We start from the raw sequence: 16,813 nt of genomic DNA, 5'->3' as shown, positions 1-16,813 counted from the left end.
CCCTCCCACTATTTATTACATAAAAACTTCTTGTAGGAAATTAGTCATTGCCTGCCATGAACGTTTTGCCGCAGTACTGTTATAGATTAAGCCTAATTGTGTATCATGAGCATTTGGATTAGTGAATGCATGCTTCACCTGCCCATACATATGCAACTGCCAATCCGCTTTTGCTTCAGTCATTTCCTGGCAGAAAGCATTCGCTTGTTCAGGATTCGCCATGGGATCTTCATAGCCATGCAAAGCTAATACCTTAGCCTTAATGACATCTGACTTCATCGTTCCAGGCTTATTCAGTAAGCCGTGGAAACTAACCGCACCTTTGATATCTGCACCTGAACGTGCCAACTCTAAAGCACACATACCCCCAAAACAAAAACCAATAATGGCAATACGCTGTTTATCTACTTCGGGAATGGATAGAACCGTATTTAAAGCGCTATCTAAACGCCGGCGCAACAGTGCCTGATTAGAAACCAAGGGCTCTATTAGTGCTGATTTCTCCGCTGTAGTCGTTCCCAGCTGAGCATTCCCAAACATGTCGAGAGCAAAGCCTACATAGCCCATCTCTGCAAGCATCATTGCTTTCTGACAAGCAAACTCATTACGTCCAGACCAATCATGGGCAACAATCACTGCTGGCCGAACTCCTTCTTTAGAAGAGTCATAAGCCAGAAAACCATGGAGCTCCAGTTCATCTTGATGATAAATATAATTTGAATTATGCATGTGCTATCCCTGAAATACTAGTAACGATAGTCTAGGTGAATCTAATTAAATGTCCAGTAATTTAATCTTTGTATTACATAAATAATGCTAGGGGTTCTCGCCAATAAAAGTAGGCAAAATTTTATGCTATAGACTATGATATAAACGAATTGTGTACCTACAGGAAAATTGGTCTAAACTAAAAGAAAATTAAAGGGAATTAGTATCATGTTAACTACATCATTAACTTATGTTAGAGATTTATTACATGCTAAATTCTGCTATCAAGTTTTTATTACGCCCATCCATTTTCCCCTAGAAAAGGAGTACCGCGGTTTTGCAAAAATAGCCTGCGAAATCATGGAAAAAAGGCGTAGTGAGGTAATTCATGTGGATTCTCCTCGCCATTACGTACTGCATCGGTTTATTCCTACAAAACCAACAAAAGATAAAAAAATTCTGATCACCCATGGCTGGATATCAAGAGCCGCTTACATGATGCGAATTATTGATACATTGCATCAGCAAGGATATGAAGTTTATGCCATTGATTTTCCAGCGCATGGCGAAGCAAAGGGACTGCAATTACCCTGGATGGATGCTGTTACCGTAATTAAAGAAACTTTAAACCAGTATGGACCGTTTTATGGTGTAATTGGGCATTCTTTTGGAGGCTCCATGCTTCTAAACACGTTAAATTTATCCGGACAACTTCCTGAATGGCGATTACTTCATAAACCAGAACGTGCCATTTTAATTGCCTCCCCTACCCAAATGCGGGGCCCTGTCAATCATGTCGCCAAAAAATTCCGACTCAGTGGGCATGGATATATCCAATTGCGCCATCTCATGGAAGAGCAAGCGAAAATTGCTTTAAGCCGAATACAATTAAATCATTTTATTTCTCAATCTCCGAATATACCCTTTTTATGCATTCATGGAGACAGGGATGAAACGGTAAGTACACAGGAATCCATCCGCTTTTGCCGGCAGTATCCTAATGCAGATTTGCGAATTTTAACTGATGCGAATCATGTGAGTGTATTGATGGATGAGCGGGTAGATCGTTTAGTGCAGGATTTTTTAGAGTAATAAGCGTTGTGATGTCATGGAGATATTAGCACAAACAATAAAAACCTGGTTGCAGGCAACCAGGCTATATCAAAATAAGCACGCTATAATCTACGCTTCAATGTATTGCCGCAGCTTCTTCATTGCATTTTTTTCAAGCTGTCGTACACGCTCGGCCGATACGCCATATTTTTCTGCTAGATCATGCAGGGTCAGCTTGTCATCTGCTAACCAGCGCTGTTGTAAAATGTCTTGGCTACGCTCATCAAGCTGTTCTAAAGCCAGCATTAACTTCTCGCGCCCTTGATCCCCGCTGTCTTCTTTTTCTAAGGCTAAGGCAGGATCATCTTCTGCATTAAATAAATAACGCTCGGGGGCATGGAAATCATCGCCATCATCCCCATCAGAGGAGGACTCATAGGGAGAATCCATAGCGTTTAAGCGCTGTTCCATTAACAAAACATCCTTAGTGCTTACGCCCAGATCTCTTGCTACGGCTTCAACTTCTTCATTACTAAACCAGCCCAAACGACTCTTCATCTGGCGGAGATTAAAAAATAACTTACGTTGTGATTTAGTCGTGGCAATTTTAACAATACGCCAATTGCGTAATACAAATTCATGGATTTCAGCTTTAATCCAATGGACCGCGAAAGAAACTAAGCGTACGCCCATTTTAGGGTCAAATCGTTTTACAGCTTTCATTAACCCAACATTGCCTTCTTGAATTAAATCATTCAAGGGCAATCCATAACCTAAATAACCTCGAGCAACTCGAACAACATAGCGTAAATGAGCAAGAACTAAGTGTCTAGCTGCTTCAAGATCCCCTTCAGAATGAAAACGCTCGGCATAGGCAAGCTCTTCCTCCAAAGTTAACATAGGAATTTGATTAACTCTATGAATGTACGCATCAAGACTGCCTATGGGTAAATTCATAGCAGCAAGTTGCAACTGTTGGCTCATACGTCTCCTCTTAGAATAAAACTACAATTGAGGTTCAATAGAGGCCAATTGTCGTTTTACAGACAAATAGGCTCCTATCCAACCTAGTATAATAGCAAATATAATGAGTAGCAAGATTTGCCGCACTGAAAGAAGATCGACCGAATAGTGCATTTGATAAACAAATGCCAGGTGATTAACTGCTTTTGCCAAGCTTAAAATAAAAATATTAACTAAAAAAGCGGCGAAAACAGCGCCAATAACCCCATACCAAATCCCAGAATACAGAAAAGGCCGAAGAATAAAAGGATCTTTAGCACCAATTAATTTAAGTACTTGAATCTCTTCCTGGCGACTATGTAGTGCTAGACGCAATGTGGTACCTATAATGAGCACTACCGCTAAAGCAAGTAATATGAATAAACCATCGGCAAAATGGGAGGCAAATCGTAACAGTGCATCAAGCCGGCTAATCCACTCCATATCCACCTTAGTTTGCTCTACCCCTGCCAGGCTTTGTAATTGTTTTGCAAGTTGGTCTAGTTTAAATGGAGAGTCCACCGATATGGCAGGTTGTACATTCACTACTGCAGGCAATGGATTTTCAGGAAGATAACGCATGATATCCTGCATTCCCTCTTGCCGGGTTAATTCCGCTAAACCGTCGGCCGGTGATTTTAAGGAAACCTGCCCGACTCCTTCCGTGTCACGAACATGTTGTACAAGCTGTTGTTGCTCTGCTTCAGTCAAATTAGGCTTTAGATAAATAGAAATAGGACCACCACGTTTCCAATCAGCGGTCAGCTTGTTTATGTTATCCGTACATACCCCAAAAAGAGCAGGTAATGCCAAGGCGATGGCAATTACTACCGAAGTCATTAAGGTTGCTACAGGTTTACTGCACAAATAATTCAGACTTTGAGTGGCTGCTTGCAAATGATAAGCAAAAAAGGGTTGTAATTTTTTTAACACACCCGCCCTCCTTTAAGCATCACAATGCGATGTTTCATACGGGCAATCAAGGGCAAATCATGGGTCGCAATTAATACACTCACGCCAACTTGATTGAATTGCTCAAATAGCGACATAATTTCCGTAGATAATTTGGGATCTAAATTTCCCGTTGGCTCATCAGCCAACAGTAAGGCCGGTTTATGCACTACAGCACGTGCGATACCAACTCGTTGCTGCTCTCCTCCCGACAAATGTGGGGGTAGCATTTTTTCCTTGTTTAATAAACCAACCATATCCAAAGCAGCATGAACTCGCTTTGCGATCATGGGATAAGGGGTGCCCTGAATTTGCAAGGGTAAGGCAACGTTATCAAAAATACTGCGATCATTAAGTAAATAAGGTGACTGAAAGGTAATACCTAATTGGCTGCGATGTGCTGCTACATCGCGACGTTTTAAGTGATTTAAACGCACACCATTTACCGTTAATTGTCCAGATGTGGGCCACTCTAATAGTGCAATTAATTTCAATAAAGTGCTTTTACCGGCCCCAGAATGGCCGGTAAGGAACGCCATTTCGCCCTTTTGTAAGGAAAAATTAACATTGCTTAAGGCCTCATAGCCCCCAGGATACCGTTTACTCACCTGTTCAAATATGATCATGAAACAATGCACCAACAAATTGTTCAGCATCAAAGGGACGCAAGTCCTCTATCCCTTCACCAATCCCTATATACCGAAAGGGTATTCCCAATTCACTTGCAATAGCAAACAATATCCCACCCTTAGCGGTTCCATCCAGCTTAGTCATGGTAATACCTGTTAGTTTTACTGCTTCATGAAATTGTTGTGCCTGTACTAATGCATTCTGCCCTATGCTTGCATCCAGGATCAACATGGTTTCATGAGGTGCCTCTGGACAAAGCTTTTGTAAGACGCGTTTAACCTTTTTCAGCTCATCCATCAGATTGCCCTGAGTGTGCAAACGCCCGGCAGTATCTGCAATTAACACATCGATTTTACGTGCTTTTGCTGCTTGCAGTGCATCAAAAACCACCGAAGCGCTATCTGCACCAGTGTGCTGGGCGATAACGGGAATATCATTGCGCTCCCCCCAAACTTGTAATTGCTCTACAGCTGCAGCCCTAAAGGTATCGCCTGCAGCCAACATGACTTTTTTGCCTTGTTGTTGAAACTGCTTCGCTAACTTACCAATCGTGGTTGTTTTTCCTGCGCCATTTACACCCACCATTAAAATGACAAAAGGTGAATGATCTGCAGTTTCTAAAGTTAACGGCGTATCGTTTTTCGTTAAAAGAGACTGCAAATGGGCTTTAAGAGCATCATAAACCGCCTCACCGTTAGCCAATTGCTTGCGCTCCAAGCCCTCGGCGATTTGTTTTAATACCTTTTGCGTTGTATTAATTCCAAGATCAGCAGTGATAAGTATGGTTTCTAACTCATCTAATAGCTCTTGGCTTATTTCTTTTTTACCTAATAAAAGCCGCCCAATACCATCACCCAATTGATGACGTGTCTTACTTAAGCTCTTGCGAAAACGAGCAAAAATACCTTCTTTGGTGACTTCTGGTTCAGGTTCTACCGGACGCGGAGCTACTTCAGGAATAGACTCCACAATTTCCTGCTGTTCATTGCTCTCAGGCGGAGCTTCACTTTGGCCTCGTTTAAACCATTTAATCATATTAGTATACAAATCCTAAAAAATGTGGAATTCTATCATCTTTTTGCTTAGAGGTTAATTTGTGCGCAAAATATTAATCACCTTACTTATGGTACTATCTTGCCAAACCTTCAGCCAAGTTCAAGAGTATACCTTGAATAATGGATTAAAAATATTGGTTAAAGAAGATCATCGAGCCCCTATTGCGGTATCCATGATTTGGTACAATGTAGGCTCAGCAGATGAACCGGGTGGTATTACCGGCGTCTCCCATGCTATTGAACATATGATGTTTAAAGGAACAGAAAAATATCCTTTGGGCGTTTTTTCTAAGACAATCGCCGAAATTGGCGGCCAATCGAATGCATTTACTAACAATGATTATACAGCCTTCTTTGAGAAAACCGATGCCTCACGCTTAGCTACAAGCTTTGAACTAGAGGCAGATCGCATGAATAATTTACTGCTTAGCGCTGATGAATTTGCCAAAGAAATTAAGGTAATCCAGGAAGAACGTCGTTTACGAACTGACGACAATCCCCAGGCTCTGGCCTTTGAGCGCTTTTTGGCAACAGCGCATTTGGCTGCACCTTACAATCATCCAGTGATTGGTTGGATGAGTGATCTGAAACAAATGAGCATTGAGGATATAAGGAAATGGTACAAACGTTATTATGCGCCCAATAACGCAACCTTAGTGGTGGTAGGCGATGTAAATGCGCAGCAGGTGTATGCTTTAGCACAGCAGTATTTTGCGGCTCTCCCCCAGCGAAAAATTCCAGCACGGAAACCGCAACAAGAGCCACCCGCTCTGGGTAAAAAGGCAATTCAAGTAACCAGCACCGCAAAGCTGCCGCTGGTGATGATTGGTTACTCAGTACCCGGAGTAAAAACAGCAAAGGCAGCATATGAGCCTTATGCGCTGGAAATTATTGCCGGTATTATGGATGCAGGGGAAGGGGCTCGTTTTGCTAAAAATCTCATCCGTGGACAGCATATCGCTACGGGTGCCAGTACCTATTACAATCTATATACTCGCTATCAAACCCAATTTATTGTTTATGGCGCTCCCAGCCAAAACCAAAACGTGGATGCTTTAGAAAAAGGATTAATTACGCAATTGGCTGACTTGAAAAAGAACCGCGTCAGTGAAAAGGAGTTACAACGCATTAAAAACCAGATAGTTGCACAAAAAACTTATGAAAAAGATTCAATCTTTAGCCAGGCAATGGAACTTGGTTTGTTAGAAACCGTTGGACTTGGTTGGAAAAAAGCTGATGAATATACCCAAGCAATTAATGCGGTAACGGCAGAGCAAATTCAACAAACGGCCCAACGTTATTTTCAAGATAATAACATGACCGTCGCCAAACTAGAGCCACAAATAACTCCTAAGGTGAACTCATGAAAATATTAAATACCTGCCTTGTGGCGTTAATCATCAGCTTGTGCTCGCCAGCCCAGGCAACGAGTTTTAAAACTGAAAAATGGCAAACAGCGAATGGCGTACGCGTCGTTTTTTACCCGGCCAAAGAAGTACCGATGCTGGATGTAAGCCTGGCCTTTGCCGCAGGCTCCTCCTATGATGGAGCGCATTATGGTTTAAGCTCTTTAACAGGGCATTTGTTAAATCAAGGCAGTGCAGGCCAAGATGCTACGACCATTGCTGAGGCATTAGCGGATACTGGAGCACAATTCAGTGTAGAAAACAGCCGCGATATGCTCATCTTAAATCTACGCACGCTGGTCAGTAAAGATGCCTTAGCTCAATCAAGCAAAACATTTGCTCAAATAATTAATCAGCCGGATTTCACCGATGACGCATTTGTCAGAGAAAAAAAGCAATTACTCATGGCTATTGAGCAAAGTCATGAATCGCCAGAAGATGTGGCCGATCGTGCGTTTTTCAAAGCCTTATATCAGCAGCATCCCTACGCGCATCCCGTTAATGGCACCACCAAATCATTAAATGCCATTACTAAAAAACAAGTCGCGGATTTTTATCATCGCTATTTTGTTGGGCAAAATGCAGTCCTCGTCATGGTAGGTGATATTAATAGTGAAACGGCCCACCAGTTAGCCGACCAGCTCACAGGAAATCTACCCAAAGGTACTCCTGCGCAACCTGTATCTCAAGCAGCGCCCTTACCTCAAGCTGAACATGTGAATACCCCCTTCCCCTCATCACAAACCATGATTCGTCTTGGCCAAATAGGAATTGATCATCAGAGCCCTCATTATTTCCCACTCATGGTTGGTAATTATATTTTAGGCGGTGGCTCTTTGGTTTCGCGTCTGGCTATTGAAGTAAGAGAAAAACGGGGATTAACCTACGGTGTGGAAAGCCAATTTTCGCCCATGCCTGGAGAAGGCCCTTTTCTTATTAGCTTATCAACTCGAAACCAGCAAGCTAAACAAGCTCTCGATGTCATTCAAAAAGAATTACATACCTACATCAGCAATGGACCTAGCGAGCAGGAGCTGAATGCAGCAAAGCAATATCTTACCGGTAGCTTTCCGCTTTCACTAGCAAGCAATCGCAGTATTGCTACCTTATTGTTGCGAATGAGCTTTTATCATTTACCGGATAATTATTTGGATACTTACGTAGACCGAATTAAGGCCGTAACCAAAGATGAAATAAAGCAAGCATTTCAACAACAGGTCAACCCGGATAAATTACTTCTCGTTACAGTGGGGCAATCTTGAAGCAGGAAATTCGTATTATAGGAGGCCAATATCGGGGGAAAAAATTACATTTCCCCGATATTGAGGGCCTAAGACCTACCCCAGATCGGGTGCGTGAAACCGTATTTAATTGGTTAATGCATGATATCCGAGGCGCGCGTTGCCTTGATGCCTTTGCCGGGAGCGGCGCGTTAGGCTTTGAAGCATTTTCTCGTGGGGCGTCTCAAGTGGTTTTTGTTGAGCAATCCCCCTTAGCGCATGCGAATTTGCAGAAAATAATCAGCTCATTTAATAGTCCGATCTTAAAACTCTTCAAAATGGATGCCCGAGCCTTTCTGCAATCATGCAAAGAACAGTTTGATATGATCTTTCTCGATCCCCCTTTTGCACACAACTATCTTCCCCAATGCATTCAGGAATTAACCACGAAGGACATTTTAGTTCCCGGAGGTTTAGTTTATTTGGAATCGCCCACGCTAATCGAATTAGATGAGCAATCCTGGCGAACGGTGAAACTGAAGAAAGCGGGGCAAGTGATCTACGGTTTATTTGAAAAATTATAAAGTAAGGCGCAGGCTAGGCTGAAAGCCTAGAAAACACTGCATGTATCACTCCCAATGCTGGGCTTTTCAGCCCAGCCTGCATTTAGCGGCAAACAATCATCCACCAATAACCAAAGCTAAAACGAAGTGCCTTTTTTATAGATAAATCCTACCTGCCTTAGTAAAAAGCAACTTGATTTAACAAAGATTTTCCGTGATTCTTTTCCAGAATTTACGTTATGACTTGACAAGGAGCGTGGCTCCTGTTTCAATCATTCCAATATTATCTAGACCAAAAGAATTTGAATGAACAACAAGCTTGTCACGCTGTTAATTGCTTCAATCCTGCTTGCCAGTTGTAAATCTACGGGAGTTTTTTTTAAAAAGCCCCCGGTAAATAACCCTAGTGACGATGCCACAATCAAACTAGCGGAAGCGGCAATTTCGGTTAGCGATTCAATGCATGAAATGGCTCGCATAGAAAAAGTTGTGGTACCACCACACAAAGATAATACATTAACAATTCCTAATGCTTATAATTTACAAGCCCGAGCCAGCGTTGATTGGTCTGGTCCAATTGAAGAATTGACTGCGCGCATTGCCAAAGCAGCGCATTACAGAGTACGTATCCTAGGAAAATCACCCGCGATACCTGTACTTATTAGTCTTACCGTTAAAGATCAAAGCTTAGCTGAAATCCTGCGTAATATAGATTACCAAGCAGGGATAAAAGCTTTTATTCATGTTTACCCTAACAGTCAGGTTGTTGAATTACGTTATGCTAAAATTTACTCTTAGTCTCACTGTTCTTGTGTCTGCCTTATTAGCGACATCATGTAACAAATCAGCATATGTAGGCGATACCGGTTCATTGGCTGGCTTACAAGCTATGGCCAATACAACGGTTAAAGAAAGAACCAGAAGACAATCTGGTAAGTTTCGCCAAATGGCTCTTAAAGAAACAGCGCTTAGCCTGGGGGCTCAAGCAGGCTTGGCATGGCGAGCCAAAGCGATTGATGAGCAATTGGCTAAACAAACACGTACTCTAGATACAATTTATGATTTTAATGCGCTGACTCTAGAGCATAATATTCTCCCGCCCGTGTTATTGGAAGGAAGGAATACCTTAAACCTGGCTGATGCACAAAATATTCGTGTTGCCGATCGCACTTATAAGGTAGCGAAACAAGCGCATTTTGTGACGACACCACCAACTTGGCGCCAATATTTATGGCTCGATTATGTTAAACCAGAATATCCAAACTACACCTTACTACCGAAGACTAAATTAGAAAAGAAAATTTGGTGTATGTATGTTGCTAAAGGCTGGAAAAACGGTATTGAACAAGCCAATACAATTCTTGAAGAAAACATTGCTCGCATTAAAGAAGACTTTGGTGGCATGATTCTTTACCGCAAGCTATTAGCGATGAATATGGTTTCTCCTCCTTATGTATCCCATACCGATTTAGGAGTTACTGGGGATGCTTCTGAAATCCGTATTGACGATCGTGTATTACGTATTACGGCATTGCCTGCATTAAATATCAATAGTAATGAATGGCGAGCTGCTGTAGCCAAAGATGAAAATGCATTAGAACAGTTTAAGAATATGGAAAAATTGGCAAGTCAGTCTAAAATTATCATAACAGACAAATCTTGGCAGCCTGTTATTACTCCAACGACTAACTGATAATTTAATTATGACTACAGACCATTTAATGCCTGATGAACCAACTCGTTTTACGCCATTATTCATGGATAAAATGTTGGAACATACGGAGCGACTAAATGCATCAGATATTACCATTCAAACCGGTGAGCCTATCTATGCTGAGGTTTATGGAAAATTGCTCCGCATTACAAATCGCCGCTTATCCAATACTGAGCTTGGCGATTTAATTAATGCTATTTATGGACCTAATGCGACTACCCAGCTGCTTTCAGGAAAGGATATTGATACGCACTATGAGTTTCGCCCTAATCGTGGCGTACGCTACCGTTATAGGGTTAATGGTACTGCTTGCCTTGTAGAGGGGCATGATGCCATTCAAATTACCCTTAGGACTATTCCTACCACCCCTCCTAAACTAGAAACCATGAATCTTCCGGACGTCGTGCTTGATGCCGTCGCGCCTCAGGAAGGTATCGTTTTTATCACCGGGGCAACTGGTTCAGGGAAATCAACGCTGTTAGCTTCAATTATCCGTGATTTAATTGAAAAAGAAGATTCGCATCGTAAAGTATTAACCTATGAATCACCTATTGAATTCGTTTATGACGAAATTGAAACAATTTCAGCGGTGGTAAGCCAGTCTGAAATTCCCCGTCATTTGCCTAGCTTTGCGGATGGTGTGAGAAACGCCTTGCGTCGTAAACCACGCCTTATCATGGTAGGGGAGTGTCGCGACGCGGAAACCATCAGTGCAGCACTTGAAGCAGCACTCACAGGACACCCTGTATACACCACATTGCATACCTCCGGGGTTGCAGAAACCATGCGTCGTCTCGTAACCTCCTTCGCAGGGGAAGAGCGCTTGGGACGGACCATTGATATTCTCGAAACCATTAGACTGTGTATTTGGCAAAAACTAGTTCCTACTGTGGATGAAAAACGGGTGGCACTACGTGAATATTTAGTATTTGACGAAGAAGTTCGCGATATTTTATTAGAAAGTGACCCTAATGATGTTACCGCGGCAACACGTAAGTTGGTGCGCCAAAAGGGACAGCTCATGACCTGGGATGCTAAAAATAAATTCGAGCAAGGGATAATTAGTGAACGTGTCTACAAACTAATTATTGCTGGAGCTAAAGACTATCAGCAATAAATCAGAGGGGTACAGCTATAAACGGGAATGCTTTACGTTATTATAAAAGTGCTCAGGCTTTATTTTTACCAGTAAAACCTATTGACGAATTAGATGGTTTTGAGCTGCGCCTGCACAAAAACCGTTATTTTTTTTGTAATGCTGAACCCCCGATAAACTATTCCACTAGTACGCGTATCTGCAAACATAAATACATTGCAAACCGCTTATTAGAAGAAGCAGAAATCCCCGTTCCTAAAGCGGTTTTAATTGAGAAAGAAGAGCTGGAAAATGATGCCTTTATCGACCAGACAGATCAACTCAATTTTCCATTGGTTATCAAACCGCTAAACGAGCAAAAAGGAAAAGGGGTTTTATGTAATATTCAAAACCTAGATGAATTAAGAACCGCCTTAACTCAAGCTTTTTCCACCTATGAACATATTATTGTGGAAGAATTTCATGCCAATTTACTATCCTATAGAGTCTTAGTATTTAATCAAAAGGTAATTGGCGTCGTGCTTCGTCATCCATCCTTTGTTATTGGCGATGGGAAACATAACATTAACGACTTAATTAAGCTCACCAATAAAGAACGTAAACGAATCAATGAATTTTTAGGCCCTATTAGCTTGGATGCAGAGGCTCATATTTGCCTTAAAGAACAAGGAATCACCGAAGCCTATATTCCGCGAGGCGGAGAACGGATAGTCTTAGGCTATACCAGTAATGCGACTCGCGGAGGTACCTATGAGAATATAAGTAAAAATATATGCAAGGAAAACCGCAAGCTCATGATTCGTGTGGCAAATACGCTCAGTCTTAAATTGGTCGGTATTGATGTGCAATGTGAAGACATTAACAAACCAATAAAATACCCTGACGGCGTCATTATTGAAGCCAATGAAATCCCCAGTATACGCATTCACGAACTCCCTATGTATGGGCCGGCTAATTTGGTAACCCGAAAAATAATGCGTCATTTTATTTATCGGCACCCTTTTGCCTATTTATGTTCGCTATACTTTAATAAACGTACTGCATTTTATATTAAGGCATTTATTGTTGCCGTAATAAGCGCAGTGCTGTATCTATTACTCACGACCAAAGGCATTATATGAACGATTCCATACAACTATTGGATGCGTCATTAAGAGACGGTGGGCATAGAACAAATTTTCATTTTACGGACGATGAATTAAAAGGTTTTTTGCCGCTTCTTGACCATTCAGGCATTGAATACATTGAAATTGGCTATCGCAATGGCTCCTTACATTTTATTGAGGGCTTAGGGCGAGCTGGATGGTGCCATAAAGATTATTTACTTTTTTGTCGTGACTTGCTTAACAAGGCCAAAATGGCGGTTATGGCTCATCCGCACAATATAACTCAAGATGATCTACAAGAGCTCAAAAATTGCGGCGTTGTTTTATTAAGAATTTGTATTGCGCGAGGAGAACTTCCCGTTGCTCTTCCCTTAATAAAAATGGCCCAGGATTTAGGCCTGATGGTTTCAGTTAATTTTATTCACATTTCGTATTACACAAATGCTGAATTAGATGAGGTAGTCGGCATAGCCAGTAACCATCAGCCGGATATTATTTACTTTGCTGATTCAAATGGAAGTTTATTACCATCTCGCACTAAAGAAATCTATAACCGCTATCTGAGTACCATTTCGATTCCTTTTGGTTTTCATGCTCATGATAATATCGGTTTAGCCCAGACGAATGCGCTTGCCGCGCTGGATTCAGGCGTACGTTTTATTGATGCCTCACTTGCAGGAATGGGTAAAGGAATAGGGAATTTAAAAACTGAGTTTTTTACGGCATATCTCCATGCCATTAACGTTAAAAAATATAATTTACAAAATGTCTTAGATGCTGCCAATTACGTACGAGATGTGCTAAAAATAGGACATGAAGCGATTGAAATGGACGAATTTATTCGAGGGATTACCGATCTTTCCACCGCGGATCTCAAAGCATATAAAGCAAAAAATAAATTGTCCTAGAGGTGCATCAGCATGCAAAAAAAGAAAATACTAGTCATTGGACCTGTTTCCGCACATCCTGAAGATATCACATCAATTGCGAACACCCTCACCTTCCTCAATGGGGATTATGAGATTGATTACCTTGACTCGCTATCCATTATGGAAGAGCTTCCTAATACCACTTATTATCAACTTTGGCAGCAAAAATTAGCAACCTGTGTTAATGACTATGATGCCTTTTTTGGATTTGCATTTGGAGGGGTTATTCTTCAACAATGTTTTTCATTATTTCATTCGCAAAACAAAACAATCATCTTATTTTCAGCACCCAGTTTTGCAGATAACTCATTAAACCAAAAGCTTGGCTCTGTCATTCGCTTATGTCAGGAGGATAAGCTTGAAGAGGCGCTCCAGACGCTTTACAAGCCTGTTTTTTACCCCAATCCTATGCCTGCCCTACCCTATACTAACATGGACCGTAAGCAAGCCTATAAGCGATTAATTTTCGGTTTAAACCGGGTATTACAAACCGATTCCAGAACTGTATTAGGAAATTGCCAAGTTCCACATTTACATTTAATTGGTGAATACTCCGATTTAGTTAATAATAAAAATGTGGTCGCAGCCCAAAACGGCCAATTAGTTATTGTGCCTCATTCCAGTATGCGGGTGCTGCAAGATAATCCAAGCTACTGTCAAAAAATCATTTTGGAGGTTTTAAGTGGATCTCAATAAACTTAAAATCGCCGTACTACCCGGCGATGGCATTGGCATTGAGGTCACTGAAGCCGCCCTCCCCATATTTACAGCGCTCGATCTCCCCGTTAGTTTGCATCGAGGGGAAATTGGCTGGTCTTGTTGGCAAAAAGAAGGAACTCCTATTCCAGAAAGAACTTGGGACTTGATTCATGAATGCGATACGGTTTTATTAGGAGCGATCACCAGCAAACCTCAGCGCGAAGCGCAACAGGAGTTAGCTCCGGAGCTACGTGAATGCGGCCTTAATTATATTTCGCCAATTATCTTATTAAGACAAAATTTAGATTTATACGCTAATGTACGTCCTTGCTTTTCAATTCAAGCCAGTGAAAAACCATTCAATTTTTGCATTATTCGCGAAAACACTGAAGGCCTCTATGCAGGCTTTGATTATGCCCCTCCTCCTGACGCCCTCCTTGAATTGCTTGCCAAGAAAAAAAACTGGCAGCAGATACCAGCAAAAGAGTTAAGTTGTGCTTTGCGCGTGCAATCAACTGCCGGTTTAACGCGCCTATTTGAATTTGCGTTCCACTATGCAAAAAAGCAGCAAATGCAACGCGTCACTTTTGCAGACAAGCCTAATGTTTTACGTCTAAGTGGGCATTTTGCCCGCGAAATTTTTGAGTCTATCGCTCAAAAATACCCTGATATTCATGCGGACATCCTCAATGTTGATGCCGTAGGTCTGTGGCTAATTCGTCGTCCTGAAGAATTTGGCGTTATTGTTGCAGAAAATATGTTTGGCGATATTTTATCAGATGTCGGGGCTGGTGTTATGGGCGGTTTAGGCTTTGCTCCCAGCGCTAATATTGGAAAAAAACAATGTTATTTTGAACCAGTTCATGGTAGTGGTCCGCAGATGCATCCTCAGACCGCAAATCCAAGCGCCATGTTCTTAACAGTCAGTCTGCTGCTTAAGCAATTCGGTTATGAAGAACAAGCAAAACTGATTAGCGAATCAGTCCGTACCATTATCAATAAAGGACGATTTGTGACCTATGATGTAGGTGGAAAATCAAGCACCACAGATATGGCCAATGCAATTATCGATCAATGCTTAGGTGCTACCAAAAGCAAACATCAAACCCCAACCTTAAATGAAGAAAGCACTATGGATGCACAACTAAAAAAACTATATGCCTATAATACTACCGAAATTTCGGATGCATTAGATGCTTGCCATGTTGAGGGCGCTTTATTACATATCAAAGCATTAGCACCAGGTATGAAGATGGTAGGACCAGCCTATACCGTACGTTATGCTGCCAATGAGCAAAAAAGCTCTGGATTTAAAAATGCGGCGAATTACATCGATGCAGTACCCGAGCAATCGATTATTGTCATCGATAATGAGGGACGCATTGATTGTACCGCCTGGGGGGCTATTCTTACAAAAATGGCGCTGCATATGAATATAGCAGGAACCCTAGTCAATGGGGCAGTTCGTGATGTCGATTTTATTCGCGAAGCAAATTACCCGCTTTTTTGCGCAGGAACCTACATGCGCTCAGGAAAAAATCGCATCCATAAAGTAGCCGAACAGTGCCCCCTGGTCATTAACGAGATTACCATTCACCCCGGAGATATCATTTTTGCAGATGATAATGGGGCTTTGGTTATCCCCAAGCAATTAGTGGCCGAAGTGATTGAGAAAGCAGAAAAAATAAAATGCACCGAATTTAACATTGCGAAAGCCATTCAAGAAGGCTCCTCATTGGAGCAAGCACGAATTGATTATCGCTATGATCAACCTTGGCTGGGAGCTAAAAAGAAATGAACAGCTTAGCGGACTATCAATTTATTGATATTCATTACCATGCCAGTCCAGATCTTTACGCACGACGCTGGAATGCATTGCAAGCAGGAGAAATTTATCAATCTTTACGTGGGGCCGTTTTTTTAACTAGCCATCTGGGTGCAACCAGTATTCAGGCCACCCTGGCCCAACAACAAGGATTGCCGGTTTTCCCTTCATTAATATTAAATCAGCTCGCCGGTGGAATTAATTATCGGGTTATTATGCAGGCGCTAAATGAGTATCAACCCCAGATTCCCTCAAAACTTCTGGTCCATTTTCCTACAATTACGGGGCGCAGCTATCCGTCAAAACTCTCACGACAGTTAAGTTACCCCCATTTAAGCCCTTACAGCCAACGCGGTGAAACATTGTTTAACAGTGAACAGCAATTAGGTGAAAACGTAATTGATATATTAAAAATGACACAGGACTATCCGATTGTTTTAACCACAGGGCATGCATCCAAAGAAGAGGTTTACTGCTTAGTGGATGCCTGTATTCAGTATAGCGTGCCTGCATTAATCTTAAACCAGCCAGCGCATCCATTAGTTAATTTAAAAGCCCCTGCCTTAAAAGAGTTAGCGCAAAATGAATTTGTCTGGGTGGAGCAAACCGCATTGACTTACCTTTTAGGGCATCAGGATAAAGAGGACTTTAGTACCGTATTAAAGACTATTCCTCAGGTTATCTACAGCTCAGATCTAGGGCAAACAACACAAATGGATATTAGAGATTGGGTTCGTTTTTCTACTGACCTATTTACCGAGCTGCAGCTATCGGAGCAAAGAAAAAAGGAATTGTTACAAGCCCATGCGCTTAAATTGCTCGCATCCTGTTAATTAGCTACGAGCAAGCGCCAGAT

Annotated in this window: 17 protein-coding genes; 12 read left to right on the top strand and 5 right to left on the bottom strand. The window is 41.8% G+C overall.

Features of this window, described 5'->3' with window-relative positions:
- Positions 1 to 15: 15 nt before the first annotated feature.
- Positions 16 to 729, bottom strand: coding sequence for a dienelactone hydrolase family protein (locus BN3124_RS02790; RefSeq protein WP_058533354.1), 714 nt, complete (start codon positions 727 to 729; stop codon positions 16 to 18).
- A gap of 207 nt (positions 730 to 936) precedes the next feature.
- Between BN3124_RS02790 and BN3124_RS02785 the strand changes: the two genes are divergently transcribed.
- On the top strand, positions 937 to 1,800 hold the full coding sequence (locus tag BN3124_RS02785) for an alpha/beta hydrolase (RefSeq protein ID WP_058533353.1): 864 nt from the start codon (positions 937 to 939) through the stop codon (positions 1,798 to 1,800).
- Between the two features lie 90 nt (positions 1,801 to 1,890).
- Here the strand turns inward: BN3124_RS02785 and rpoH are convergent, their stop codons facing one another.
- From rpoH to ftsY, 4 genes are read right to left on the bottom strand one after another with little or no spacing between them, the layout of a single operon-like run.
- Positions 1,891 to 2,745, bottom strand: a complete 855-nt coding sequence (gene rpoH / locus BN3124_RS02780; RefSeq protein ID WP_058533352.1) for an RNA polymerase sigma factor RpoH — start codon at positions 2,743 to 2,745, stop codon at positions 1,891 to 1,893.
- Between the two features lie 21 nt (positions 2,746 to 2,766).
- Positions 2,767 to 3,696, bottom strand: a complete 930-nt coding sequence (gene ftsX / locus BN3124_RS02775; RefSeq protein WP_058533351.1) for a permease-like cell division protein FtsX — start codon at positions 3,694 to 3,696, stop codon at positions 2,767 to 2,769.
- On the bottom strand, positions 3,690 to 4,340 hold the full coding sequence (gene ftsE / locus BN3124_RS02770) for a cell division ATP-binding protein FtsE (RefSeq protein WP_058533350.1): 651 nt from the start codon (positions 4,338 to 4,340) through the stop codon (positions 3,690 to 3,692). Before ftsE ends, ftsX begins: the two co-directional genes overlap by 7 nt.
- On the bottom strand, positions 4,327 to 5,379 hold the full coding sequence (ftsY, locus tag BN3124_RS02765; RefSeq protein ID WP_058533349.1) for a signal recognition particle-docking protein FtsY: 1,053 nt from the start codon (positions 5,377 to 5,379) through the stop codon (positions 4,327 to 4,329). Before ftsY ends, ftsE begins: the two co-directional genes overlap by 14 nt.
- Positions 5,380 to 5,440: 61 nt before the next feature.
- Between ftsY and BN3124_RS02760 the strand changes: the two genes are divergently transcribed.
- The 11 genes from BN3124_RS02760 to BN3124_RS02710 all read left to right on the top strand — a co-directional run bounded on the left by BN3124_RS02760 (position 5,441) and on the right by BN3124_RS02710 (position 16,790).
- Positions 5,441 to 6,766: a M16 family metallopeptidase gene (locus BN3124_RS02760; RefSeq protein ID WP_058533348.1), complete on the top strand. Its 1,326-nt coding sequence runs from the start codon at positions 5,441 to 5,443 to the stop codon at positions 6,764 to 6,766.
- Positions 6,763 to 8,067 (top strand): M16 family metallopeptidase, encoded by a 1,305-nt coding sequence (locus BN3124_RS02755; RefSeq protein ID WP_058533347.1) that lies wholly within the window; start codon positions 6,763 to 6,765, stop codon positions 8,065 to 8,067. Before BN3124_RS02760 ends, BN3124_RS02755 begins: the two co-directional genes overlap by 4 nt.
- Positions 8,064 to 8,609, top strand: a complete 546-nt coding sequence (rsmD, locus tag BN3124_RS02750; protein WP_058533346.1) for a 16S rRNA (guanine(966)-N(2))-methyltransferase RsmD — start codon at positions 8,064 to 8,066, stop codon at positions 8,607 to 8,609. The genes BN3124_RS02755 and rsmD overlap by 4 nt, the downstream gene beginning before the upstream one ends.
- A 285-nt stretch (positions 8,610 to 8,894) precedes the next feature.
- The gene (gene dotD, locus BN3124_RS02745) at positions 8,895 to 9,386 is read left to right on the top strand and encodes a type IVB secretion system lipoprotein DotD (RefSeq protein WP_058533345.1); all 492 of its coding nucleotides are present in this window, start codon (positions 8,895 to 8,897) and stop codon (positions 9,384 to 9,386) included.
- A complete protein-coding gene (locus BN3124_RS02740; RefSeq protein ID WP_058533344.1) occupies positions 9,367 to 10,281 on the top strand; it encodes a type IV secretion system DotC family protein in 915 nt (304 codons plus the stop codon). Before dotD ends, BN3124_RS02740 begins: the two co-directional genes overlap by 20 nt.
- A gap of 28 nt (positions 10,282 to 10,309) precedes the next feature.
- Positions 10,310 to 11,419, top strand: coding sequence for a Dot/Icm type IV secretion system ATPase DotB (dotB, locus tag BN3124_RS02735; protein ID WP_058533648.1), 1,110 nt, complete (start codon positions 10,310 to 10,312; stop codon positions 11,417 to 11,419).
- Positions 11,416 to 12,519, top strand: a complete 1,104-nt coding sequence (locus BN3124_RS02730; protein ID WP_330138361.1) for a UDP-N-acetylmuramyl peptide synthase — start codon at positions 11,416 to 11,418, stop codon at positions 12,517 to 12,519. The genes dotB and BN3124_RS02730 overlap by 4 nt, the downstream gene beginning before the upstream one ends.
- On the top strand, positions 12,516 to 13,412 hold the full coding sequence (locus BN3124_RS02725; protein WP_058533342.1) for a beta/alpha barrel domain-containing protein: 897 nt from the start codon (positions 12,516 to 12,518) through the stop codon (positions 13,410 to 13,412). Before BN3124_RS02730 ends, BN3124_RS02725 begins: the two co-directional genes overlap by 4 nt.
- 12 nt (positions 13,413 to 13,424) lie before the next feature.
- Positions 13,425 to 14,129 carry a hypothetical protein gene (locus tag BN3124_RS02720; protein ID WP_058533341.1) on the top strand — a complete coding sequence of 235 codons (705 nt, stop codon included), beginning with the start codon at positions 13,425 to 13,427 and terminating at the stop codon, positions 14,127 to 14,129.
- On the top strand, positions 14,116 to 15,930 hold the full coding sequence (locus BN3124_RS02715) for an isocitrate/isopropylmalate family dehydrogenase (protein WP_058533340.1): 1,815 nt from the start codon (positions 14,116 to 14,118) through the stop codon (positions 15,928 to 15,930). Before BN3124_RS02720 ends, BN3124_RS02715 begins: the two co-directional genes overlap by 14 nt.
- Positions 15,927 to 16,790, top strand: a complete 864-nt coding sequence (locus BN3124_RS02710) for a DUF6282 family protein (RefSeq protein WP_058533339.1) — start codon at positions 15,927 to 15,929, stop codon at positions 16,788 to 16,790. Before BN3124_RS02715 ends, BN3124_RS02710 begins: the two co-directional genes overlap by 4 nt.
- Positions 16,791 to 16,813: the final 23 nt, after the last annotated feature.

Source organism: Legionella saoudiensis, from assembly GCF_001465875.1.
Classification (GTDB): Bacteria; Pseudomonadota; Gammaproteobacteria; order Legionellales; family Legionellaceae; genus Legionella; species Legionella saoudiensis.
The sequence above is the reverse complement of the archived record's forward strand: the minus strand, read 5'-3'. Positions and strand labels throughout refer to the sequence as shown.

Bases quoted from the DNA above. Each gene is read 5' to 3' on its own strand.
- dotB (WP_058533648.1), top strand. From the start codon at position 10,310: ATGCCTGATGAACCAACTCGTTTTACGCCATTATTCATGGATAAAATG.
- BN3124_RS02720 (WP_058533341.1), top strand. From the start codon at position 13,425: ATGCAAAAAAAGAAAATACTAGTCATTGGACCTGTTTCCGCACATCCT.
- BN3124_RS02790 (WP_058533354.1), bottom strand. From the start codon at position 729: ATGCATAATTCAAATTATATTTATCATCAAGATGAACTGGAGCTCCAT.
- BN3124_RS02740 (WP_058533344.1), top strand. From the start codon at position 9,367: ATGCTAAAATTTACTCTTAGTCTCACTGTTCTTGTGTCTGCCTTATTA.
- dotD (WP_058533345.1), top strand. From the start codon at position 8,895: ATGAACAACAAGCTTGTCACGCTGTTAATTGCTTCAATCCTGCTTGCC.
- BN3124_RS02725 (WP_058533342.1), top strand. From the start codon at position 12,516: ATGAACGATTCCATACAACTATTGGATGCGTCATTAAGAGACGGTGGG.
- BN3124_RS02710 (WP_058533339.1), top strand. From the start codon at position 15,927: ATGAACAGCTTAGCGGACTATCAATTTATTGATATTCATTACCATGCC.
- BN3124_RS02755 (WP_058533347.1), top strand. From the start codon at position 6,763: ATGAAAATATTAAATACCTGCCTTGTGGCGTTAATCATCAGCTTGTGC.
- BN3124_RS02785 (WP_058533353.1), top strand. From the start codon at position 937: ATGTTAACTACATCATTAACTTATGTTAGAGATTTATTACATGCTAAA.
- rpoH (WP_058533352.1), bottom strand. From the start codon at position 2,745: ATGAGCCAACAGTTGCAACTTGCTGCTATGAATTTACCCATAGGCAGT.
- ftsE (WP_058533350.1), bottom strand. From the start codon at position 4,340: ATGATCATATTTGAACAGGTGAGTAAACGGTATCCTGGGGGCTATGAG.
- ftsY (WP_058533349.1), bottom strand. From the start codon at position 5,379: ATGATTAAATGGTTTAAACGAGGCCAAAGTGAAGCTCCGCCTGAGAGC.